20 protein-coding genes, 1 tRNA gene and 1 pseudogene are annotated in these 21,837 nt (G+C 63.2%); 15 read left to right on the top strand and 7 right to left on the bottom strand.

Annotation, left to right across the window (positions count from 1 at the left end; translation table 11 throughout):
* Nucleotides 1–10 precede the first annotated feature (10 nt).
* On the bottom strand, nt 11–1,192 hold the full coding sequence (locus tag J2R80_RS07925) for an MFS transporter (RefSeq protein ID WP_028343803.1): 1,182 nt from the start codon (nt 1,190–1,192) through the stop codon (nt 11–13).
* A 101-nt stretch (nt 1,193–1,293) separates the two neighbouring features.
* On the opposite strand from J2R80_RS07925, the gene J2R80_RS07920 reads away from it, so the two are divergent.
* Together J2R80_RS07920 and J2R80_RS07915 are read left to right on the top strand one after the other, a co-directional pair.
* Nucleotides 1,294–2,250 (top strand): LysR family transcriptional regulator, encoded by a 957-nt coding sequence (locus J2R80_RS07920; RefSeq protein WP_076834588.1) that lies wholly within the window; start codon nt 1,294–1,296, stop codon nt 2,248–2,250.
* 7 nt (nt 2,251–2,257) lie between these two features.
* Nucleotides 2,258–2,746, top strand: a complete 489-nt coding sequence (locus tag J2R80_RS07915; protein WP_253638328.1) for an SRPBCC domain-containing protein — start codon at nt 2,258–2,260, stop codon at nt 2,744–2,746.
* Nucleotides 2,747–2,751: 5 nt separating this feature from the next.
* Here the strand turns inward: J2R80_RS07915 and J2R80_RS07910 are convergent, their stop codons facing one another.
* Nucleotides 2,752–3,501, bottom strand: a complete 750-nt coding sequence (locus J2R80_RS07910; protein WP_253638327.1) for a class I SAM-dependent methyltransferase — start codon at nt 3,499–3,501, stop codon at nt 2,752–2,754.
* Nucleotides 3,502–3,841: 340 nt separating this feature from the next.
* Between J2R80_RS07910 and J2R80_RS07905 the strand changes: the two genes are divergently transcribed.
* The 5 genes and pseudogenes from J2R80_RS07905 to J2R80_RS07880 form a co-directional block, all read left to right on the top strand.
* Entirely contained in the window at nt 3,842–6,217 is a 2,376-nt protein-coding gene (locus tag J2R80_RS07905; protein ID WP_253638326.1) for a glucose/quinate/shikimate family membrane-bound PQQ-dependent dehydrogenase, read from the top strand.
* Nucleotides 6,218–6,459: 242 nt separating this feature from the next.
* A complete protein-coding gene (locus J2R80_RS07900; protein WP_253638325.1) occupies nt 6,460–7,779 on the top strand; it encodes an Hsp70 family protein in 1,320 nt (439 codons plus the stop codon).
* Nucleotides 7,780–7,911: 132 nt separating this feature from the next.
* Nucleotides 7,912–9,501 (top strand): ABC-F family ATP-binding cassette domain-containing protein, encoded by a 1,590-nt coding sequence (locus J2R80_RS07895; protein ID WP_057020898.1) that lies wholly within the window; start codon nt 7,912–7,914, stop codon nt 9,499–9,501.
* A gap of 221 nt (nt 9,502–9,722) precedes the next feature.
* On the top strand, nt 9,723–10,079 hold the full coding sequence (locus J2R80_RS07890; RefSeq protein WP_156436570.1) for a hypothetical protein: 357 nt from the start codon (nt 9,723–9,725) through the stop codon (nt 10,077–10,079).
* 557 nt (nt 10,080–10,636) lie between these two features.
* Nucleotides 10,637–10,778: pseudogene (locus J2R80_RS07880) on the top strand (sigma factor); the annotation flags it as partial.
* Here the strand turns inward: J2R80_RS07880 and J2R80_RS07875 are convergent.
* Nucleotides 10,779–12,008, bottom strand: coding sequence for a hypothetical protein (locus J2R80_RS07875; protein ID WP_057020899.1), 1,230 nt, complete (start codon nt 12,006–12,008; stop codon nt 10,779–10,781).
* A 383-nt stretch (nt 12,009–12,391) separates the two neighbouring features.
* Here J2R80_RS07875 and J2R80_RS07870 point away from each other — a divergent pair, with 383 nt between their 5' ends.
* The 5 genes from J2R80_RS07870 to J2R80_RS07850 all read left to right on the top strand — a co-directional run bounded on the left by J2R80_RS07870 (nt 12,392) and on the right by J2R80_RS07850 (nt 15,781).
* Nucleotides 12,392–13,105 (top strand): thioesterase domain-containing protein, encoded by a 714-nt coding sequence (locus J2R80_RS07870; protein WP_141342041.1) that lies wholly within the window; start codon nt 12,392–12,394, stop codon nt 13,103–13,105.
* 125 nt (nt 13,106–13,230) lie between these two features.
* Nucleotides 13,231–13,770 (top strand): GDSL-type esterase/lipase family protein, encoded by a 540-nt coding sequence (locus J2R80_RS07865; RefSeq protein WP_229191613.1) that lies wholly within the window; start codon nt 13,231–13,233, stop codon nt 13,768–13,770.
* Between the two features lie 244 nt (nt 13,771–14,014).
* Entirely contained in the window at nt 14,015–14,599 is a 585-nt protein-coding gene (locus tag J2R80_RS07860) for a protein-S-isoprenylcysteine O-methyltransferase (RefSeq protein WP_057020970.1), read from the top strand.
* A gap of 191 nt (nt 14,600–14,790) precedes the next feature.
* Nucleotides 14,791–14,991 carry a hypothetical protein gene (locus tag J2R80_RS07855; protein WP_057020971.1) on the top strand — a complete coding sequence of 67 codons (201 nt, stop codon included), beginning with the start codon at nt 14,791–14,793 and terminating at the stop codon, nt 14,989–14,991.
* Between the two features lie 112 nt (nt 14,992–15,103).
* On the top strand, nt 15,104–15,781 hold the full coding sequence (locus tag J2R80_RS07850; protein ID WP_229191612.1) for a hypothetical protein: 678 nt from the start codon (nt 15,104–15,106) through the stop codon (nt 15,779–15,781).
* Between the two features lie 8 nt (nt 15,782–15,789).
* Here the strand turns inward: J2R80_RS07850 and J2R80_RS07845 are convergent, their stop codons facing one another.
* Both J2R80_RS07845 and J2R80_RS07840 read right to left on the bottom strand, forming a co-directional pair.
* Nucleotides 15,790–16,155, bottom strand: coding sequence for a GNAT family N-acetyltransferase (locus tag J2R80_RS07845; RefSeq protein WP_253638324.1), 366 nt, complete (start codon nt 16,153–16,155; stop codon nt 15,790–15,792).
* 90 nt (nt 16,156–16,245) lie between these two features.
* Nucleotides 16,246–16,335: transfer RNA gene (locus J2R80_RS07840), tRNA-Ser, on the bottom strand.
* A 213-nt stretch (nt 16,336–16,548) separates the two neighbouring features.
* Between J2R80_RS07840 and J2R80_RS07835 the strand changes: the two genes are divergently transcribed.
* Nucleotides 16,549–17,412 (top strand): alpha/beta fold hydrolase, encoded by an 864-nt coding sequence (locus tag J2R80_RS07835; protein WP_253638323.1) that lies wholly within the window; start codon nt 16,549–16,551, stop codon nt 17,410–17,412.
* A 468-nt stretch (nt 17,413–17,880) separates the two neighbouring features.
* Here J2R80_RS07835 and J2R80_RS07830 read toward each other — a convergent pair whose 3' ends face one another.
* Together J2R80_RS07830 and J2R80_RS07825 are read right to left on the bottom strand one after the other, a co-directional pair.
* Nucleotides 17,881–19,026, bottom strand: coding sequence for an ROK family protein (locus tag J2R80_RS07830; protein WP_253638322.1), 1,146 nt, complete (start codon nt 19,024–19,026; stop codon nt 17,881–17,883).
* A 169-nt stretch (nt 19,027–19,195) separates the two neighbouring features.
* Nucleotides 19,196–19,999 (bottom strand): SDR family oxidoreductase, encoded by an 804-nt coding sequence (locus tag J2R80_RS07825; RefSeq protein WP_253638321.1) that lies wholly within the window; start codon nt 19,997–19,999, stop codon nt 19,196–19,198.
* A gap of 124 nt (nt 20,000–20,123) precedes the next feature.
* On the opposite strand from J2R80_RS07825, the gene J2R80_RS07820 reads away from it, so the two are divergent.
* Nucleotides 20,124–21,074 (top strand): GlxA family transcriptional regulator, encoded by a 951-nt coding sequence (locus tag J2R80_RS07820; RefSeq protein ID WP_253638320.1) that lies wholly within the window; start codon nt 20,124–20,126, stop codon nt 21,072–21,074.
* Nucleotides 21,075–21,329: 255 nt separating this feature from the next.
* Entirely contained in the window at nt 21,330–21,797 is a 468-nt protein-coding gene (gene rplU / locus J2R80_RS07815; RefSeq protein WP_016847849.1) for a 50S ribosomal protein L21, read from the top strand.
* Nucleotides 21,798–21,837: the final 40 nt, after the last annotated feature.

Genomic DNA, 21,837 nt, shown 5'->3' with positions numbered 1-21,837 from the left:
TTGATCCGATTCATTCCGCCGGGCACTGCGCGGCGAGCGCGATCGGCCGATCGAGGCGCAGGCTCCACAGCGCGAGCAGCAGGCCGATTGCAGTGATGACGGCGGCCACCAGCGGCAGCGCGCCGAGGCCGAGGCCGCGATCGATGGTGACGCCGCCGGCCCAGGCGCCGAGCGCGTTGCCGAGATTGAACGCCGCGATGTTCAGGCTGGAGGCCAGCGTCCGCCCTTCGACGCCGGCGGCTTCGAGCACGCGGAGCTGCAGCGGCGCGACGGTCGCGAACGCGGCGATGCCGAGAATGAACAGCAGCACGACCGCCAATGCCTTGATCGAGACGACCGCCGTCAGCGCGACGAGCACGGCGGCGAGGCCGCCGAGCGACACCAGCAGCGCCCGCGCAAGTCCCTTGTCGGCGAGCCGTCCGCCGGCGACGTTGCCGATCGCAAGGCCGGCACCGAACACCAGCAGGATCGGCGACACCGCGGCGTCGGAGAATCCGGTGAGCCGCGTCAGGATCGGCTGCACATAGGTGAAGACCGCGAACAGCCCGCCGAAGCCGAACACCGTCATCGCAAGTCCGAGCAGGACCTGCGGGCGGCCGAGCACGGCGAGCTCCTCGCGCAGCGGCGCGGGCTTGTCGTTGGCGCCGACATGGCCGGGGACCAGCACCGCCAGCACGATGAACGCAATCACGCCGATCGCGGCCACCGCCCAGAACGCCGCGCGCCAGCCGAGCATCAGCCCGAACCAGGCGCCGAAGGGCACGCCGAGCAGGGTCGCAACCGTGAGCCCGATGAACATCGTGGCGATCGCCGACGCGCGCTTGTCTTCCGGGACGAGGCTTGTCGCCACCACGGAGCCGACGCCGAAGAAGGTGCCGTGCGCCAGCGAGGTGAGAATGCGTGCCGCCATCAAGAGCCCGTAGCTCGGCGCCAGCGCACACGCTGCGTTGCCGAGCGTGAAGATCGCCATCAGCGCCAGCAAAACCGCCTTGCGCGGCATCCGCCGTGTTGCCAGCGTCAGGATCGGCGCGCCGACGAATACGCCGAGCGCATAGCCGGAGATCAGCAGGCCAGCCGCGGATACGGATACCTGCATGTCGGCGGCGACTTGCAGCAGCAGTCCCATGATGAGGAATTCGGTGGTGCCGATACCAAAGGCACCGGCGGTCAAGGCAAGGACTGCAGCAGGCATGTGTCGCTCCGGACAAAAAGGATTCCGCAAAGCGAGATAGCGGTCCGGGCGGGGAAGGATTAGAATGACCGCAATCCAATCATTTGTGACTTGAATTCAAGATGGCCCGCACAGACACCAACCGCTCCGGCGAGATGGACGTATTCGTCCGCGTCGTCGATCTCGGCGGCTTCACGGCTGCCGCGAACAGCTTGCGCCAGACACCGTCCGGCGTCAGCAAGCTGGTCTCGCGGCTCGAGACCCGGCTCGGCACGCGGCTGGTCAACCGCACCACGCGCAAGCTGCAGCTCACCGAGGAAGGCCAGGCCTTCTATCAGCGCGCCCAGCGCATCCTCGCCGATATCGACGAGGCCGAACGCGAGGCCGCCTCATGCGTGCCGCGCGGCCATCTCACCGTGAACAGCAACATCCCGTTCGGCATGCTGCATGTGATGCCGCTGCTGCCGCGCTTCATGCGCGAACATCCCGATATCACGCTCGACATCGTGCTGACCGACACGCTGGTCGATCTGATGCAGGCGCGCGCTGATGTCGCGATCCGGGTCGGCCCGCTCGGCGCCTCGCGGCTGATCGCACGCAAGCTCGGCACCAGCCGCATGGTGGTGGCCGCCGCGCCGTCCTACCTCGCCCGCTTCGGCACGCCGAAGACGCCGGCCGACCTCGCCGACCATCGCGGCATCGGCTGGACCTTTCCACGCAGCATCCGCGGCTGGCCGTTTCGCCGCGCTGAACGGATCGAAGAAGCGCTGCCGCCGCCGGTTGCCCGCGTCAGCGACGGCGAAGCCGCGCGCCAGCTCACGCTCGGCGGTATCGGGCTCGGACGATTGGCGCTGTTTCACATCGGCCCCGATATCGAGGCCGGGCGCCTGGTGCCGGTGCTGCAAAATCTCAATCCCGGCGACCGCGAGGACATCCACGCGGTCTATGTCGGCCATGCCGGCCCGCTGCCGGCACGGGTCCGCGCTTTCATCGATTTTCTTGCGCAACACATCCGCATCGGCGATCCCTCGCTGCGGCGCGGAGCCGATGGAAAATGGAAGGTCGTGGGCGACAAGTGAGCATTCGATGACGCACGAGCCTCCGGCCTTTCAGTCCGTCACCGAAACGATCCGCATCGCTGCCGAGCCAAGGCAGGTGTGGGACGCGATCATGGACTCCAAAGCGGGCGAGAGATGGCGCAACGCGCATTTCAGGACCGATTGGCGGATCGGCGCGCCGATCGAGATCGAGGCGGAGATCGGCACAAAGCGCTATCGCGACGAGGGCCGCGTCCTCCATGTCGAGCCGCCGATGCGGCTCGAATACTCCTATTGGTCGCAGGTCTCCGGCCTGCCGGATGTTCCGCAATCCTATGCGACGATCACGATGACGCTCGTGCCTGACGGCGGCGAAACGGTGCTGACCGTCACCCAGCAGGTGCCGCCTTCGCCGATCCGCCGCGGAAGCGGCTGGAAAATCGGGCCTGACTCAGGCGCCAAACACGTTGCCTTCTACTGGCGCATGACGCTGCCGCGCCTGAAGCAGGCGGTCAAGCAAGGACGTGCCGCGCAATAGCGCGTCTATGCCCGCTTCAGCAAGAAGAGCTGCGTGACATAGGGAAACACCACTTCGTCGGCGTCGCCGAGACCGGCTTCGCGCAGGATATTGTCGGTCTTGTCGCGCAGGATCGCCTTCTCCGCATCGGGCAAATTGGCGACATAGCTCGTCGATGCGATGCGCTCGAAGACGTCCTGTCGCTTCATCCGGTGCGGATGGTCCTGCACGATTTCCCTCTCAAGCACGAAGCGCGGGTCCTTCAGGATCCAGCGCCAGCGTCCGGTCCGTTGCCGGGGCGTGTCGCCCGCATAGCCCTCGATCATGACGGACAACGCGTCGACCCACGGCGTGCGGTCATCCCGGTTGTTCCAAACCAGCGCAAGCGTCCCGCCGGGATGCAGCAGTCGCGCGATCTCGGCCACCGACGCCTCGTTGTCGAACCAGTGGAACGCCTGGGCGCAGGTGACGAGGTCGACGCTGCCGGTATCAAGATTGATCGCATCGGCGCGCGTGTTGATGACCTCCACCCCGGCTTCCCTGGCCAGCCTGGCCGACATCTCGGCGACGGGCTCGACCGCGATCAGGCGCGCAGCCGCGGGCAAATGCTGCAGCAGCAGGCGGGTGAATTTGCCGGTTCCGGCACCGAGGTCGACGGCACAGCGCGCGGCCGCAAGCGGCAGCGCGGCGACGATCTCCGCAGGGTAGCTCGGCCGGCCCGCCTCGTAGGCGGCGACCGCGACACGATAATTCTCGGCAGTGGGGTTCAGTGTCATTGTTGCTTCTCCTGCGCGCCAACCATCCGCGGTGCGATCCGCGGAACGGAATAGAGCAGCGCCTGCACAGGACTGGAAGAGCGCGTCGATTCAAAATTCGCTGAAGATCTCTCACCTTTGCGTCAGCCCCGCAGCTCCACTGCTCCCCGTTGAAGATGCGCGCATTTTGAATGATTTGCTTCGGCGGGTTTTGCATAGCAACCTTACGCGCTTGTGGCACATCAACATCGCAGTTCCAGGTTGCAAGTTGCGGTTGGCTGAACGACAGTCCGCGATGGCGGACGCGGTCTGTCGCGCTTGTGCGGGACAAGCCCGGTCCCTCCCCCGCACCGGAGCGACCATGCAGCGATCCAGGGCAGTCTTCATCACGGCTATCGTCTACGCCCTGATCGGCCTGGTCCTCGCGGGCGGGGGCATTTGGCTCGCCGCACTAGGTGGATCGCCCTTCTACATTGTCCTCGGCGTCGGCATTCTCGCCACGGCTGCGCTGTTGCTGGCGCGGCGCCATCAGGCGCTCTGGCTGTTTGCGATCGTGCTGCTCGGCACGCTGGCGTGGGCCGTCTATGAGGTGCGGTTCGACTGGTGGCCGCTCGCGGCGCGTGGCGACATCATCTTCCCCATGGCGCTTTGGCTGCTTACGCCGGTGATCGTTCGTGCCCTGACACGAAGCGGGCCGGTGCCTTACATGCGCGCGATGGCGCCACTCTGGATCGGCGTCGTCGCTGCTGCGGCGGTGCTCATCGCCGGGCTGCTGTCCAGCTATCACGACATCAACGGCACGATTGCCGAGTCCGGCTCTGCCGTGCCGCAAAGCGAAGCCGACCCGCAGCCGGACGGCGACTGGCGCGCCTATGGACGTACGCAGTTCGGACAGCGCTATTCGCCGCTGAAGCAGATCACGCCTGACAATGTCGGCAACCTCAAGGTCGCCTGGACCTTCCGCACCGGCGACGTGAAGACACCAGAGGATTCCGGGGAGACCACCTTCGAGGTCACCCCGATCAAGGTGCGCGATACGCTCTATCTCTGCTCGCAGCACCAGGTGCTGTTCGCGCTCGACGCCAAGACCGGCACGGAGCGCTGGCGCTACGACCCCAAGCTCGTGCACAACAAGACGTTCCAGCACATGACTTGCCGCGGCGTCTCCTATCACGAAACCGCGCAGGGCGCCGTCGACTCTGGCGGCAATCCGGCGCCGGCCGAATGCCCACGGCGGATCTTCCTGCCCGTCAATGACGGCCGCATGATCGCGCTCGATGCCGACAGCGGCAAGCTCTGCGATGGCTTCGCCGATCACGGCATCCTCGACCTGCAGCAAGGCATGGGGATCAAGACCGCCGGCTTCTTCGAGCCGACGTCGCCGCCGGTCGTCAGCGACAAGATCCTGGTCGTGGCCGCCGCGGTGATCGACAATTATGCGGTCGAGGTGCCGTCGGGCGTGATCCGCGGCTTCGATGTCTATACCGGCAGGCTGGTCTGGGCCTGGGATTCCGGCGCGGCGGACGAGAACGCATTGCCGTCGCCGACGCGTCATTACACCAACGGGTCACCGAATTCCTGGATCACCGCCTCGTTCGATCCGAAATTGAATCTGGTCTACATCCCGACCGGCAACAACGGACCTGACATCTGGGGCGGCAATCGCGATGCGCTGGTCGAGCGCTATTCCAGCGCCATCGTCGCGCTTGACGTCGACACCGGCAAGCGCGCCTGGTCGTACCAGACCGTGCATCATGATCTCTGGGACATGGACGTTCCCTCGCAACCGAGCCTGGTCGATGTGACGACGGCCAAGGGCGTCGTTCCCGCGCTGATCCAGCCGACCAAGGTGGGCAACATCTTCGTGCTCGACCGCAGGACCGGCGAGCTGATCGTGCCGGCGCAGGAACGCGCGGTGCCGCAAGGGCCCGCGCCCGGCGACCGCTCCGCAGCGACGCAGCCGTTTTCCGAACTGACCTTCCGCCCGGAGGCGAAGCTGACCGGCGCCGACATGTGGGGCGGCACGATCTTCGACCAGTTGCTGTGCCGGATCATGTTCCACCGCTTGCGCTACGAAGGCACCTTCACGCCGCCCTCGTTGCAGGGCACGCTGGTCTTCCCGGGCAATCTCGGCATGTTCGAATGGGGCGGCATCGCGGTCGATCCTGTCAGGCAGATCGCCATCGCCAATCCGATGTCGTTGCCGTTCGCCTCCACGCTCATTCCGCGCGGTCCGCTCAATCCTCCGGCGCCGACGGCCGAGAAACCGGTCGGCAGCGAGGTCGGGGTGCAGCCGATGTACGGCACGCCGTTCGGCGTCGGTATCTCGAGCTTCCTCTCGCCGCTCTCCGTGCCGTGCTACCGGCCGCCATGGGGCTCGATGGCCGCGATCGACCTGAAGACGATGAAGATCGTCTGGCAGCATCCCAACGGCACGATCCGGGACACCACGCCGCTGCCGCTTCCATTCAAGATGGGCGTGCCGATGCTGGGCGGGCCGATCACCACCGCCGGCGGCGTTGCGTTCTACACCGGGACCTATGAGTACACGATCCGGGCCTACGATGTGCGCAACGGCAAGGTGCTCTGGGAGGATCGCCTGCCGGCCGGCGCCCAATCGACGCCGATGAGCTACGAGGCTGGCGGCAAGCAATACGTCGTCACCGCGGCCGGCGGCCACGGCTCGTTCGGCACCAAACGCGGCGACTACGTCATCGCCTACGCGTTGAAGGATTGAGCCGCGTCATTGAGGCCGTCATCTTCCTTCCCCCTGAAAGGGGGAAGGTCGGGATGGGGGTAGCCGCAGGCAATGCTCTCTGCGGAGGGCGCGGATCCCCACCCGCTTTGCTCTGGCGAGCAAAGCGACCTCCCCTTCCGGGGAGGTGGAACTGGCCCAGCTGGATAGCGTCCAGACGGGTTGGCAAATCCGGCCAAAGCCGCTAAAGGTCCGCCCCCTTTCACAGACAATCCGAGCATGACATGTCGAGCGCCCCGCCCGCCGTCTCGATTGGCGTCGATTTTGGGACCAGCAACACCGTGGTCGCGCTGTCCGACGGCGATGGCCGCGTCGAGGCTGTTCGCTTCGACCACGGCGGCCGCACGCATAGCGTCTATGTGTCTGCGCTGTGCTTCTGGGAGGAGCGGCCGGGCGCGGGCCTGCATCCGCGCGCCGAGGGCGGCCCGTGGGCGATCGAGCAGTTCCTCGAGGGACGCACGATCCATCGCTTCATCCAGTCGTTCAAGACGTTCGCGGCAAGCTCGGCCTTCAACACCACCCAGATCTTCCGGCAACGCTACAAGTTCGAGGACCTGCTCGCGGCGTTCCTGCGCACGCTGACGCGCCATGCCGGCGAAGGATTCGATCTCGGCGCGCCGACCATCATGGTCGGCCGTCCGGTGAAATTTGCCGGCGGCAATCCCAATGACGAGCTCGCGATGCAGCGCTACCGCGCCGCATTCGAGCGGCTCGGCGCCGGCCATGCGCGCTATGTCTACGAGCCGGTCGGCGCGGCGTTCTCCTTCGCGCGCACACTGGACCACGATGCCACCGTGCTGGTCGCCGATTTCGGCGGCGGCACCAGCGACTTCTCCGTGATGCGGTTCTCGCGCAAGGGCGGCGTGCTGCGCGCCGAACCGCTGGGCCATGCCGGCATCGGCATCGCCGGCGACACCTTCGATTACCGCATCGTCGACCACATCGTCTCGCCGCGACTCGGCAAGGGCACCAGCTACCGCTCGTTCGACAAAGTGCTGCCGATCCCCAATCACTATTATTCGAGCCTTGCCCGCTGGCATCAGCTCGCGATGATGCGGGGCAATGGCGATTTGCGCGAATTGCAGCAGCTCGCGCGCACCGCGCTCGATCCGGCGCCGCTGCACGATTTCATCACCATCGTCGACCACGATCTCGGCTTCGCGCTTTATCGCGCCGTGTCCGACACCAAGGTCGCGCTGTCGAGCCGCGACCGCGTCGAGTTCCGCTTCGCCCGCGAAGGCATCGATATCGGCGCCACCGTGACGCGCGACGATTTCGAATCCTGGATCGCCGACGACATCGAGCGGCTCGGCGCGACGGTGGACGAGGCGCTGGCCAAGTCGAGCATCACCGCGCGCGACGTCGAGAAGGTGTTTTTGACCGGCGGCACCTCGTTCGTGCCGGCCGTGCAGCGGCTGTTCGCCGAGCGCTTCGGCGCGGCACGGCTGACTTCGGCGGATCAATTCGAATCGATCGCCTACGGCCTCGCTTTGATCGGCCACACGCCCGATCCAGACCGCTGGACCTTCGCCGAGGCCGCGTGACGGCTTGCTTCGCGCCTTGATCCCGGCTCAATAGACGACTACATCACGCCAATCATCAATCCACGAGGATGCCGACGGCCATGGATTTCACCCTGACAGCAACGCCCATCAGCCTTGCCCTCGGGGATATTCATGCCTGCATCGATCGCGCTTTCTCACCTGACCCTGTCCGCGCCTGACGGCCGGGTTCTCCTTTCCAATGTCGATCTGAATTTCGGACCTGAACGCACCGGCCTTGTCGGCAGGAACGGCGTCGGCAAGACGACGCTGCTCGGCCTCATCGCGAGGGTGCGCACGCCGCAATCCGGCACGGTCTCGGTTCAGGGACGCGTCGGGATGCTGCATCAGACGGTTCAGCTAAAGCCGGATGAACGCGTCGTCGACCTGTTCGACGCGCGCCGCGCATTGGCCGCGCTACGTCGTGCCGAACAGGGCCTTGCGAGCTCCGAGGAGATTGCCGACGTCGACTGGACGCTCGATACGCGCATCGCGGCCGCGCTCGAGCGCGTCGGACTGAGCGATGCACTCGACGCGCCGCTGGCAGCGCTGTCCGGCGGCCAGGCCACCCGGGCGCGCCTCGCCGCCCTGACCTTCGCGCAACCCGACTTTCTGCTGCTGGATGAGCCGACCAACAATCTCGACCGCGCGGGACGCAAGGCGGTGATCGACCTGCTCGCCGACTGGCGGCAAGGCGCCATCATCGTCAGCCACGACCGCGAACTGCTGGAGACGATGGATGCGATCGTCGAACTGACATCGCTGGAAGCCAGGCGGTACGGCGGCAATTGGAGCCAGTATCGCGCACGCAAGGCCATCGAGCTGTCGGCGGCACGACGCGATCTAGCCGATGCCGAGAAGCGCGTCGCCGAGATCGACCGTAACACAAGAGAAGCCAACGAACGGAAGGCGCGCAAGGACGGCGCGGGTGCAAGGAAGCGCGCCAAGGGCGATCTGCCGCGCATCGCCGCCGGGCTGCGCAAGGACCGCAGCGAGGACAGCGGCGGCGAGAACGCCCGCCTCGCCGAACGACGGCGGACGCAAGCGCTCGAACTGGCCACCGCGGCGCGGCAACGCATCGAGGTGCTGCAACCGTTCGCGGTGCAGCTGCCCTCGACGCATCTGCCGGCGAGCAGGATGGTGCTGCGGATCGACGCGGCCGATGTCGGCTACAGCGCGGACGCGCCGACCCTGCGCGACGTCACCTTCTCCATGTCGGGTCCGGAGCGCGTCGCGATCACTGGCCCCAACGGCGCCGGCAAGACGACGTTGCTCAAGCTCGTCAGTGGCGAATTGACCGCGGCGCGCGGCACCGTCGAGGTGATGACCCGATTCGCGATGTTCGATCAGGCGGTCAGCCTGCTCGATGCCTCGGCCTCCATCCTGGACAATTTCCGGCGCATCAATCCGGATGCCGGCGAGAATGCCTGTCGCTCGGCGCTGGCGCGATTCATGTTCCGTGCCGATGCCGCGCTGCAGCCCGTTGCGAGTCTCTCCGGCGGCCAGTTGCTTCGCGCCGGTCTTGCCTGTGTGCTGGGCGGCGTGAGGCCGCCGCCTTTCCTGATCCTCGACGAGCCGACCAATCACCTGGATATCGAGTCCATGGAAGCGGTCGAGGCCGGCTTGCGCGCCTATGACGGCGCGCTGCTGGTCGTCAGCCACGACGAGGCCTTCCTCGAGGCCATCGCGATCACGCGCAGACTGGATCTCGCGTCGTGGAGGTGACGCGGAGCGCGGAGCAATTGCCATTGCGCAATCAATGTTCGAACGGCGAAGATTGATCAGGAAATGAACAGCCGAGCACGCGTCGCCTTGGGGTAGGTCGTAAGGCGCGGTGCTCGGCTGTCAGGCCGCGCGGCGGTGCGGCCATCCCGCCAGCCTCGCTTGTCCCCAAGCGCGAGGCCGTCGGAGCTGAATCTGGTCTGTTGCTAAATCCGCGCCGTCGAATGAAGCGCGTTTCTCCAAAGGGCAAATGCGACGAAGCCAGCGAGCAACAAAAAGCCGCCACCGGCCGCGATCAAGACATGCGCGAGCGTCATCTTGGAACATCCCAATTGAAAGGCTTCATGCGGAGCGATATGCGCCGCAACCTGGCAATCAAAAGCACTTCAAAATTGATTTGCCCCGCCGGCCGCCGCCGGACAGCCCGAAAGGTGGCTGGCACTGCGCTCTGCCCGCCCTTCGATTTCAGAGCGATCGTCCAGCCACTCGGCTGTTGCCGCTCATCGTGCGGTTCGTCACACCGCTCAATGGCCACGAGGATAATCGATAAAACTTTATCGACAATCGAAAGGGAAAATTAAGGTTACCGGCGCGACCGCTCCAAGTTCGACCCCGGTGCCGACACCCGGTGACGATGGATGGGATCGTCGGGGTCAGCCTTCGGCAGGTGTCGATCGCGCCCGGTGGCCGCGGCTCCCACCAAAATATCGAAAACAACCCCATGCAAAGGAGCCGGCGGCCGCCGCTCCCGGCCTGCGTGGCGGTCAATTGGAGCAACATCCTCCGGACGAAAATTCGCAGGGCATGTCACGTTTCGACGCGCTGTCTTGTCTTGGCTTCTGCAAGGGCAGCAGCATTGATCCAGCTTGCATTGTTCGCCGCGCAGCATGGGATGCATTGGGGTCAATCTCGATCTGCCCCCGGGGAACAACTCCGCATCGGGATCGGAAGCCGATCCGAACAGGCTGGGATTCTGGCTCGGAGCCGACGCACAGTCGAACACCGACGAGGGCGCGGACACCGCCCCGCCCGATTCCGATCTCGCAACCGCCCGCCACCTGGGACAGCGGGTGGCAAAGACGGCACTTCAGTTTGTACGCGGCCGTGACGCGGCCTCGGTGCCCGTTCCGGTGGCGTCGTGACAGATGCAGCTGAACCGTCAGCTGCCGAGATCTTCGCCGAGCTGCGTCCGCGCCTGATCCGGCTAGCCTATCGGATGCTGGGCTCGGTCGCGGACGCGGAGGATGTCGTGCACGACGCCCGGCTGCGCTGGCTCGCGTCTATTCTCGGCATGACGGATCCAGCCGATCATCAACTTTGGTCGTCATCACCGAACCGTCCGCGTCGAACAGGCCAACCGCTCCGCACGGTGAAGTCGAAACGTCGAAATCGAGCGGACCGCAAGTAATCATGCAATAGTCGTAAGCCGAACGTTGATCGTTTCCCATTAGAAACTGATAGTGAATCTGCATAAAATCGAATCGATGACGTCTGAAGCGGATTGGACTTATCATTGAATGTATTTGGACGCGCCGAATCCTTGGGTGGCCACCTGAATGGTCTCGACTGACACGTTTCAGAGTGACGGGGTCGAAGCGATAGAAGCTGATTGCGTCATCTCGAGCCTGGTATTCGACCCAGCCTATCGCAGACGTTCCGGCCACAAGTTGCGCCGCTTTCCGTATTTGGCCGCCCATCGGATGCAGCGCGAATTTAGGAATGGTAGCGCCCACCGTGAGAACGCATAGTTTGGGTCCACACGTTTCGAGCGGAGGATCCGATGTCAGCGCGCGCGCGACCGCCGCAATTGTGAGCGCTGCGCCGAGGGAGTGGCCCACAATCAGAACTTCATCAACTTCTGCGGCCCGAACCGTTCTTGATATCAGGTTCGCAAAAGCGCCGAGCCGCTCGTCAAGTTTGTTCTTCTGCCCGTAAAGAAATTGGTGGGAGAAAATGGCATCATCGAGAATGTGATTTATCCTACGCTTTGGTCCGATCCAGAGCATCGCGCCGACGAAGATGGCAAGCGACAAAGAAAGTCCAAGCAGTAATTCGATCCAAAATGTAGCGTGTATGAGCCTGATCACCAGATATGACAGCCCGAGGCTGCAAAATGCGATCAATAGCAAGCAGCAATATGGAAAGATGAAAAAGACAGCGTACTTCCAGCTCGCGATCGCATATCTAAATATTGTTCCCGTCACGATGAAGTCGAATAGCGCTTTCAAGGATTGAACGAGACGAGACACGAAGCCGGCTTTCGAATCGCACCGAATGAGATCATCCCAGCGGAGTATTTCGAAGGTGACGTGAGTTTTCCAGTTTGGCCCCCATGCTTCCAGGCTGCATGAAGCACTAATTGCAGACGTGTTCGATATCTCCGACAGCCGTGAAGAAGCGCCCCAAATCTTTTGGAAGCTCGAGAGCGAGCGCCGCAAGCGCTCGACCTGCTCTTCGGGGGTGATTGGATCGTAACCACCAATGTGAAAGACGTGCCGTCGTCGAATCATCCAGCAGCTCGAATTCTGTAAAGATATTGATCGGCGCTCATTCTGTAAGACGGAAATGCATGGACACTTTGGCGCTACTCCTCGTTGACCGCAGCCCTTGGCGAACCTGACATGGATGATGCGGATCTCGGCTTGTAAAATTACCACTTCGTCCGCGGGGTGGCACTCGTTGAGTTTGGCTTTGAGCAAAAAAGCGCAGGGCGCCGGAGTCACTGACAGTAGAGGGTCCTGACGGTCGCGGCACGATCGCTTTCTTCGTGTGGCAAATCCGCGACAGCGAGCCAATTGCGCGCCTCAACGCGTTTTTCGAAGCCGTTCAGGATTGTCACGATTCGTAAGTCTGATTTAATGCGTCTCGATCTGAGGTGGCGGGGATTCTGACAATGGAGAGATTGCGTTGCAGCACGGCGCTGATTTGCGCCGGCTTGACGATTCTTTTGGCAAGCAGTCTGCTTTTGAACAATGGGGCTCAGGCGAAGCCCGGAACGGCGGTGGCGCTTAGATCGACAAATTCGCCCGCTCGACTGCACTCTTCTGCGGCGCACGTTTATTTATTCCGCGGATTGTTGAACGTCTTTTCTTTGGGCATGGACGACCTTGCCGCTCAGTTGCAAGCGGCTGGCGTTGTCGCGGCTGTCGCAAATCACACTCAATGGAGAAGCGTCGCCGACGAAATCATCGTAAGATATAGGGCAGGCCAGCGCGGGCCTATCATACTGGTGGGGCACTCTCTTGGTGCAGATGCCGTGATGTCGATGGCAGAGCACCTTGGCCAAATGGGCGTGCCGGTTGCTTTGGTCGTCCCATTCGACGGAACATCGTCGCATATGGCATCGGCCAACGTAGGGCGCGTTCTAAATCTGTACAAAAATGAAGGCGTTAGAATAGGTCGCGGACCCGGCTTCCGCGGCGAGCTGACGAATTTCTATGTTCGTAATGCAAACGTCACTCACTTCAACATCGATAAAGACACGGCGTTGCATAGCATGGTTCTACGAAAGATCAGGGCAATCGGATCGGCTGTCGCGCGCCCACGAAGAAATCAGAGTCCTTCGAACCCGGTTTCATCTGCAGCCCGAGCTTCGACCAACTCTTAGCATACCGTCCAAAAGGACAGTTTGAAGTTGGCGTTGACGCAAGATGTGAGGCTTTAGATTAGGTCCCTGCAGGAGCCCGGTGTCGGTGTTGTTTTTGCTTAGCACTTTAGGCCGGGAGACAGTCAGTGACGCCATTTAGAAAACTCTCAGCCGCCATCGCCATTTGTTGCGTGGCGGCCGTGTGTGCAGCCTTCACAAAGCCGATTCATATCGTGGCAGTCGGCGCAAGCAACACCCAAGGCTGGTACGTTGGGAGGCAAGGCGCTTACCCGGCCAAGCTAGAAGCCCTGCTGAGGGAGAAGGGCGTCAATGCGACCGTCGCCAATGCCGGAGTTCCCTTTGACACCACCGCCGGCATGTTGAAGCGCATTGATAGCGACGTGCCAAAGGGAACCGACATCGTCATCTTGCAGCCTGGAGGCAACGATAGGCGCTTCCTTGTCACGAAGGAGCAGCGGGCGGCCAACATCGCGGCGATGGAGCGACGGCTCCGTGATCGCGCCATCAAAGTCATTTTGTACGACGAAGAGATTCCTCCGCAGTATTACGCTTTCGATCTTATTCACCTCACGGCTGCCGGGCATGCTTTCATAGCGTCGCAATTGCTCCCGCGAGTGTTGGAGATAGACCGGAGAGCCACCGTGCCTCCGCCGCGCGCGAGATAGAAAAAGCCTTGCCATGCCGGCATTGTGCTATCCGGTTCGATAGAGCGAACCGGGCGACGCATCCACCCAGGATCCACCTGTCGGACTGCCAACTAATCGGTGGAAACGACCCGCAAGCCCTGTATGATTGGTTCATGCCGGTCTGTGGACGTGCTTCTGTCAGATCTCAGACGCTCGCCAAGGATGCTACCCTTTCGATGATCGGCGAAGATGGCGCGCCAGCGAAACAAGCGCGTGGTCCATGATGACGCCCGGTATTGCCAAGTTCGTGTTCGTGATGATGGCGGTCGGTTGGTATCTCATCCGCTACAGACACGCGCGTCGTGCTCGCCGTGAAAAGGTCGCGAGAAGCGCCCGAGGCTCGCGCGAAAACACCCTGCTGCTGATATCGCTCACGGGTCTTGGCATTGTGCCGCTCGTCTACATCGCAACGGCCATGCCTCATTTCGCATCATACGCTTTCCGGCCAGCTCAAGCCTGGCTGGGTGTTTTCGTCGCGGTTGCGGCGCTGGTCATGTTCCGGCTGACCCACCGAGCTCTTGGTCGGAATTGGTCCTTAAGCCTCGACGTGCGGGAAAATCATCGCCTGATCACAGACGGTATTTATCGGACAGTTCGCCATCCTATGTATACTGCATTCTGGCTTTGGGCTGCTGCTCAGGCATTGCTCCTTCCGAACTGGGTGGCCGGTTTCGCAGGCCTGATCGGATTTGGAACCTTGTTTTTCGGGCGAGTTGCCCGAGAAGAGCAGATGATGCTGGAAGCCTTCGGCGACGAGTATCGCGAATATATGGCCCGGACCGGACGCCTTTTACCGAGGCTGTTCTGAGCCGGCCACAAGAGACTCCTCTCGCCGAACTCACGTCCGGATACTCACACAAAGCAATAATGCCGTGCCGTTTTTGTCACACTCGGCAAGGAAATGACCGCGCAAGCGCCAGCTTTGCTACAGCGTTAATTACGCCATGGCCTTTAGAGGGTAGGCTGTTCATGTTCACGCTACCCATCTCGGAGATCACGATGTTGAAGTTCCTGGTTGCTGGAGTTGCGACGTTTGGTTTTGTGGCTGCCGCCAGCGCGGCAGATCTTCCTCATCCGCAGCCGGTTACTGCTACGGCTCCGGTTGGCAAGATGCCGATCGGCAAGTATCCGGTTGGCAAGTACCCCGTCGGTAAGTACCCGGTTGGAAAAGCTCCTGCTCCGATCGTGACGAAGGGTTAGCTCGAGGATCGCTCAGTCAGCGCACGCTTTAGTTTTGCTGAAGGCGCTGCTTGGGGCCGACTACCCTTGTGAGGGCTTGAACGTGCCAGAATCCAATCGGACACGGGGCGGCTTGTGGCTGCTTGCCGGAATTGGTGTCATTGTGGCTTCCGTGACTTTGGGAGCCGGCATCGGTCATGCGCAGCAATTGGCTGCGCAAACGGATCAAGCGCCGCTGCGGCAGGACAAGCCGCGTAAGCCGTCGACGAGGTCGGTTGTGGCAACGGCCGTCGCGGGTTCAAGCGGTCCCGCTTCCGGAGCAGCCGCGAAGCCGGTTCGAAGGTCCTCGGCCAAAGGGCCGTACTACGTCGACTTTCGTGCCCGCACGGCGGCTTCTTATGGGCATGCGTTTGTTTGGTACGGCAAGACAAGCGAGAAGCAGGTCGAAGTCGCCGGGCTGCACCCGGCGGGCGATGTCCTGCCTTATGTGCTCGGACATCTTACTTGGGTGCCCTCCGAGACCGGAGCGAGCTACGGCGACCTTGACGAGCAGTATCTGACGGCCAGCTATCGCGTGTACTTGAGCGAGGCCGACGCGAAGAAGGTCTTTGCGTACATCAAGCACCTCCAGGCGACCTCGCCTGTTTGGAATGCGGAAACGACCAATTGCACGGCCTTTATTGGTCGCATCGCCAACTTCATGGGCCTGAAGGCGCCATTCCATTTGTTGAAGCCTGAGGAATACGTAAATCAGTTGAGAGAGTTGAACGGCGGGCGCCAAACGGCGCAGTTGGCTGATTCGGATCGCTAGTTTTCCCGCTAAGGCTGTTCGAAATACCGGGAGGTCGAGGCTGTAGCGGATCGCGCTGCCGCAAAGGTCCAGTTGCGCAAGGCAAGCGCCGCCTCGGTGGCGTAGCCTTGTCCGTCATAGAGCAGCCAGCCAAGCTCCTGCTCCGGAAACAGCGGTCCATGGTTGATGCCGACCTGGCCGACGCACTGCTTCGAAGCCGTGACCTCAATCATCAACGCGCCATGGCCGAACAAGCGCCAGCACGCTAGGTCGTGGCAAAACATCCCCCACGCCGCGCGCACATCGATCGGGCCGCCCATTCCGGCCGATCGGAGCGAGGCCAGGAACGCCTGATCGGCGGGGAACTCGTCAATCGCCTGCGGACGCAGCGTCACGCGAGCGGTCGTGATCGTGTGGAATGTCAGCGCGCAGCGGAGCCCGCTAGGCAGGGTGGCCTGCCACTCGAAGCCCGGCAGGGCGAAGGGTGGCGGAGAGGGAGGGATTCGAACCCCCGATAGGCTTGCACCTATGCCGCATTTCGAGTGCGGTGCATTCAACCACTCTGCCACCTCTCCGATGGCCCGGGTGATTTGCGCCACCCGCGGTCGGGGCGTGTTCTAGGCGAGGATGGCGGGCCAGACAAGGCGCTGCAATAATATTTCCGTCACCCGTGCCTCGCGCCACCAAAGCACCAGGACGGCCGGAGAAAGCGCGCGGAAACAAAGCGCTAGCAGAACGGTTCTGGCTCGATCGGCGCGCGAGCGAACCAGCCGGAGCAGGAGCGGGCCATGGAGCATGTGACGATTCGAGCCAATGGCGCGGCGTTCCACGTCGCGCGGACCGGGACGGGCAAGCCGCTGCTGCTGTTGCACGGCTGGCCGGAGTTCTGGCTGACCTGGAAGCCTGTCATGGCGCGCCTCGCCGGCCGCTACACCCTGATCGCCCCCGACCTGCGCGGCTTCGGCGACAGCGACAAGCCCGAAGGCCCCTATGGCCCCGATCAGCATACCGACGACATGCTGGCGCTGCTGGACGCGCTCGGGATCGACAAGGCCGGCGTGGTTGGCCACGACGTCGGTGGCGCCGTGATGCAGCCCCTCGCCCGCAAGGCGCCCGAGCGCATCGCCGGATTGTTTTTCTTCGATTTCGTCTATCCCGGCATCGGGCCGCGGATGGCCGCGCCCGACCGGCTGAACCACATCTGGTACCAGTCGTTCCACCAGATGGAGATGGCGCCGGCGCTGGTCGGCGCCAACAGAGACAGCTGCCGCAGCTATATCGGCCATTTCCTGCACAACTGGTCGCACCGCAAGGCTGCGTTCGACGACGTGATCGAGGACTTCGCCGACAACTTCTTCAAGCCCGGCAATCTCGCCGGCGGCTTTGCGCATTATCGCGCGTCGCATGCGGCGCGCGTGAAGATGATGCAGGGCGAAGCCCCGGCGCTGCCGCCGATCACTGTTCCGACCTGCATTCGCTGGGCCGAGCACGATCCGCTGTTTCCCTATGCCTGGACCGACCGATTAGGCGAGACCTTCTCCAATCTGGACCTTGGGATGTTTCCCGATGTCGGGCATTTCCCGCATCGCGAGGACCCCGACCGCGCGGCCGCCGAGATCGCCGGCTTCTTCGGGCGGATCAATTGGAAGTAGAAGTGGTGGGACCGCCAGGACGCGACAAAAACTGGCGGTCCCGTGCCGCTTCTTAATATTGCTGGCCGGGAAGTGCGGCTTCGCCGGTCGGCGGGAGCGACACGGTCCACGGTAGCGACCGACGTCGAAACGGCAACGCGAACCCGATCTTAACCTAACCGATCAACCTTACCGTGCGTAATCCGCGGCCGCTGGATCTGCGGATGGAGGTGCCCCGGATTTCGCGGAGCCTGTCATCGGGCGCGCATTCGCGCGACCCGTTGGCTGCATCCGGGCTACGCATGCTTACCTCCCCTTGAAAAGGGGAGGTCGCTTTGCTCGCCAGAGCAAAGCGGGTGGGGATCTGCTCTCTCCGCAAACAGCATCGCCTGCGGCCGACCCCCATCCCGACCTTCCCCCTTTCAGGGGGAAGGAGAAGGCAGACCGTAGCCCGGATGGAGCGCGCACGAACGCTGCAGCCCGCGCGGCTCAGGCATCGGCCTTCCTGGCTTTTTTGGCCTTTTTCTCGTTCTTTTCGTTCTCGTCGTCCTTGTCTTTCTTCTCGTCCTTGCCGTTATCCCGCTTGCGATTGGTGTAGCGGGCATTGCCAAGCCCGGTTCCGATCGTCAGCACGCCCCAGCGCGCGACGTCCTGCATGAACGGGACCTCGGCCAGCCCCTGCACCACGCCGTCATTATGCATCACGATCGCGGTGTCATGATCGCCGATCTGCGGGATCGCCTCGACCAAGCTCGCCGGCAAGTTGAACTTGCTGCTCTCCCAATTGCCGGGCAGGTTCTGCGCACCTTTTTCGATCGATCCGTCCTCATTGATGACGCCGGGACAGGCGATGCCGATGAACGGCGCGAGCTTGAGATTCTCCTTCTCGGCGGCGGCAATCAACTCCTTCAGCATCTTCACCAGCCGCTTCACCGCGCCTTCGCGCGTCGGCTCGTCATCGGCGTGGCGCCACAGCTCCGATTTCCAGACCGCCGCCTTGGAGAGATCGGGCGCCTTCTTCCAGCGCGACTCGACCACGCCGCAGCGGATATTGGTGCCGCCGATGTCGACGGCGAGGACGCCGTCATGGGCCTCGAAAATCCACGATGGCGCCAGATGCAGCGTGCCGATCAGGCCGGCATCGTCGGGGTGAAAGCGGATCGGCAGCAAATCGACCTTGAAATCCTCCGACTTCAGGATGATCTCGGTGCGTGCGATGGCGAGCTCACCGAGCCTGGAGTCGCGGAAGCCGCCGCCGACCACGATGCGCTCGGTCTTGGCCCAGGCCTTGGTGTTGAGGAAGCGCCGCGTCACATGGGCGAGCTCCTGCGCAAACTCCTCGATGGCGCTGTGCACGACCGCCGAGGCCTCGGTGTCGTCGCCGACCAGCAGCTCATCGAGCTTCTTCTTGCTGATCTTGTCCGACGGCTCGTCGCCGAACGGATCCTCGTCCGATTTGCGCAGCGGCTTGCGCCAGCGGTCGAGGATCTTGCGGAACGCGCCCTTCGAGGCGCGATCGCCGAGAAAGCCCTCGTCGTCCTTCAGCTCGATGTTGAAGCTGTCGATGTCGACAGACGGCAGCCGCGCGGCACCGTGGTGCGCGATGCCGGTGGTCAATCCAGTGTCTTCGGCCATTTGCCCGTGCCTGCCCGCTTGAGGGTCCCAGAACTATTTCTTGAGCATGATCTTTTCGGAAAACCGCTTCACACTTTTCCGGATCATGCTGTAACGGCCGGGAACTCAAATGGTTGCGTCCCGCGCTGCGCCGTCTGGCCAGGCGCGGGACGCAATTTTCGCAGGGGCGTCAGGCGGCCTTCAGCCCGTAGCGCGCCGCAGGCGTGCTGCGCGACAGGTTCGGCATCAGCTTCTGGCGGGCAGACTCATAGGCCTGCCAATCGGCGGCATCCGGCAGCGCAGGCACGGTGATGACCTCGCCCTGGTCGAGACCGGCGAGCGCGGCATCGACCATGTCCTCGGCCTTCATCACGATCTCGCCGGGCAGATGCTCGACCGGCGTACCGGCCACGCCCCAGAATTCGGTCGCGGTGGCGCCCGGCAGCACCGCCTGGACCCGGATGTTCTTGTCCTTGAGCTCATGCTGCAACGACTGCGTCAAGGCGAGGACGAAAGCCTTGCTGCCGCCATAGACGCCGTTGAGAATTTCGGGCGCGACGCCGACGATCGAGGCGATGTTGACGATGGTGCCGTTGCCGCGCGCGACAAATCCCGGCACCGCCGCATAGGTCAGGCGCATCAGCGCGTCGACATTGAGCGCGATCAAGTCGCTCATCTTGTCGACATCGGATGCGAGCAGCGGCGCGGTCGCACCGACGCCCGCATTGTTCACCAGCACGCTGATGCCGGTATTGCTGCGCAGAATGGATTCGATCCGTGACACGTCGCCGCGCTTGCCGAGGTCGGCGGCAACGATCTCGATCGATCGGCCTGTCTCCGCCGACAGACGCTTGGCAAGCCCATCGAGGCGCTCGCGGTTGCGTGCGACGAGGATCAGATCGTAGCCACGCCGTGCGAGCCGGTCCGCGTAGATGGCACCGATTCCGGACGACGCACCGGTAACGAGCGCCGTTCCTTTGGCTGACTTGGTCATGTTGGTCTCCTGTTTGACCCGGGCGGCCGGTTTTGGCCGCTGTTCAGGTTCTACAGGCCCCCTTGTATGTCTTAAATGTCATATATACACCTTTTTAGGACATGAATTGCGGCCGGAGGGTTCCATGCAGCACATCGGCTTCGTCGTCTTCCCGGGCTTCCAGGTGATGGGCTTCACCGCCATCACCGCCTTCGAGATCGCCAATCTGGTGGCCGGTGAAAATTTCTACCGGGTCACACTGCTGTCCGAGAATGGCGGCCCGGTGCGGTCATCCGCGGGCTTCAATGTCGAGACCGATGCGTTCAGCGAGCGCAGCTTCGACACGCTGTTCGTCGGCGCGGGCACCGAGCTGCATCCAGCGTCACCGAAGCTGACCGACTATGTTCGCCGCGCCCTGACGGCGTCACAGCGCATCGCCGCGCCCTGCGTCGGCGCCTTCTCGCTCGCCGAAGCCGGCCTGCTCGACGGCCGGCGCGTCTCCACGCATTGGCAATACGCCGCCGAACTGCAGGCGCGCTTTCCCAAGCTGAAAGTCGAGCAGGACCGCATCTACATCGTCGACGGGCCGATCTGGACCTCGGCCGGCATGACCGCGACGATCGATCTGGCGCTGGCGATGGTCGAGCATGACCTCGGCGTCGAGGTCGCCCGTTCGGTGGCGCGCAAGCTCGTCGTCTATCACCGCCGCACCGGCGGACAGTCGCAGTTTTCGGCGCTGCTCGAGCTCGACCCGAAATCCGATCGTATCCAGAACGCGCTCAATTACGCCAAGGCGCATCTGCGCAACGAGCTCTCGGTCGAGGAGTTGGCCGCCGTCGCACGGCTCAGCCCGCGCCAGTTCAGCCGCGCCTTCCGTTCAGAGACCGGCCAGTCACCGGCCAAGGCGATCGAGCATCTTAGGGTCGAGGCGGCGCGCGAATTGATCGGTGACGGCCGCCATTCGATGGACGAAATTGCCGTAGAGACCGGCTTTGCCGACCGCGAACGGATGCGGCGGGCGTTCTTGCGGGTGCTGGGCCAGCCGCCCCAGACCATCCGACGCCACGCGAGGACCGCGGCCCAGGCGCAGGCTTGAGCCGCCAATCTCGGCCAAAACCATGCCAAACCCTTCATTTTTGGCCGGTTTTTGCCCTGCTTTACCTTGACTCTCGGTCGTTTGCGGCTATAAGTCCCCCCACTTGGCGCGGGGATTTCTCGCGCCGATCGTTTTTGTGCGGACCATTTGGGAATTCATTCCCTTCGCACGAGACACGCAGCCCATAGCGACTGAACAAAAAGCCGACCCGGGCGAATCGTCCGAGGCCGGGATCGAACACGAAGGAATCAAACGATGTTCGCAGTCATCAAAACCGGCGGCCGGCAATACCGTGTCGTTCCGAATGATGTACTCGAGATAGGCAAGATCGCCGGCGATGTCGGCACGATCGTGCAGCTTGGCGAAGTTCTGGTGCTCGGCGGTGATACGCCGGTGCTGGGAACGCCCACCGTGGCAGGCGCGTCCGTTGCAGCCGAAGTGCTGCAGCACAAGCGCGGCGCCAAGGTGATCGCGTTCAAGAAGCGTCGCCGCAAGAATTCACGCCGCAAGCGCGGCTATCGCGACGAGCTCACGGTGCTTCGCATCACCGAGATCCTCGCCGATAACGCCAAGCCGACCGTCGGCCCGCGGCCGAAGAAGGAAAAGGTCGCAGCGCCCGCCGATGGCGAGGATGCAGCGCCAAAGGCGGCCAAGAAGAAGGCGCCCGCAAAGGCGCCGGCCGCCAAGAAGGCTCCGGCCAAGAAGGCCGCGGCCAAGGCTTAAGAAGAAGTGATCGTCGCGCTTTCAGATGTGAAGCGTGACA

The organism is Bradyrhizobium sp. USDA 4541 (assembly GCF_024171085.1).
Lineage (GTDB): Bacteria > Pseudomonadota > Alphaproteobacteria > Rhizobiales > Xanthobacteraceae > Bradyrhizobium > Bradyrhizobium australafricanum.
Note: the sequence above shows the minus strand (reverse complement) of the source record. Positions and strands in the feature narration are given on the sequence as shown.

Coding starts and splice junctions, on each gene's coding strand:
- J2R80_RS07925 (WP_028343803.1), bottom strand. CDS start 1,192: ATGCCTGCTGCAGTCCTTGCCTTGACCGCCGGTGCCTTTGGTATCGGC.
- J2R80_RS07920 (WP_076834588.1), top strand. CDS start 1,294: ATGGCCCGCACAGACACCAACCGCTCCGGCGAGATGGACGTATTCGTC.
- J2R80_RS07915 (WP_253638328.1), top strand. CDS start 2,258: ATGACGCACGAGCCTCCGGCCTTTCAGTCCGTCACCGAAACGATCCGC.
- J2R80_RS07910 (WP_253638327.1), bottom strand. CDS start 3,501: ATGACACTGAACCCCACTGCCGAGAATTATCGTGTCGCGGTCGCCGCC.
- J2R80_RS07905 (WP_253638326.1), top strand. CDS start 3,842: ATGCAGCGATCCAGGGCAGTCTTCATCACGGCTATCGTCTACGCCCTG.
- J2R80_RS07900 (WP_253638325.1), top strand. CDS start 6,460: ATGTCGAGCGCCCCGCCCGCCGTCTCGATTGGCGTCGATTTTGGGACC.
- J2R80_RS07895 (WP_057020898.1), top strand. CDS start 7,912: ATGCCTGCATCGATCGCGCTTTCTCACCTGACCCTGTCCGCGCCTGAC.
- J2R80_RS07890 (WP_156436570.1), top strand. CDS start 9,723: ATGAAGCGCGTTTCTCCAAAGGGCAAATGCGACGAAGCCAGCGAGCAA.
- J2R80_RS07875 (WP_057020899.1), bottom strand. CDS start 12,008: ATGATTCGACGACGGCACGTCTTTCACATTGGTGGTTACGATCCAATC.
- J2R80_RS07870 (WP_141342041.1), top strand. CDS start 12,392: ATGGAGAGATTGCGTTGCAGCACGGCGCTGATTTGCGCCGGCTTGACG.
- J2R80_RS07860 (WP_057020970.1), top strand. CDS start 14,015: ATGACGCCCGGTATTGCCAAGTTCGTGTTCGTGATGATGGCGGTCGGT.
- J2R80_RS07855 (WP_057020971.1), top strand. CDS start 14,791: ATGTTGAAGTTCCTGGTTGCTGGAGTTGCGACGTTTGGTTTTGTGGCT.
- J2R80_RS07835 (WP_253638323.1), top strand. CDS start 16,549: ATGGAGCATGTGACGATTCGAGCCAATGGCGCGGCGTTCCACGTCGCG.
- J2R80_RS07830 (WP_253638322.1), bottom strand. CDS start 19,026: ATGGCCGAAGACACTGGATTGACCACCGGCATCGCGCACCACGGTGCC.
- J2R80_RS07825 (WP_253638321.1), bottom strand. CDS start 19,999: ATGACCAAGTCAGCCAAAGGAACGGCGCTCGTTACCGGTGCGTCGTCC.
- J2R80_RS07820 (WP_253638320.1), top strand. CDS start 20,124: ATGCAGCACATCGGCTTCGTCGTCTTCCCGGGCTTCCAGGTGATGGGC.
- rplU (WP_016847849.1), top strand. CDS start 21,330: ATGTTCGCAGTCATCAAAACCGGCGGCCGGCAATACCGTGTCGTTCCG.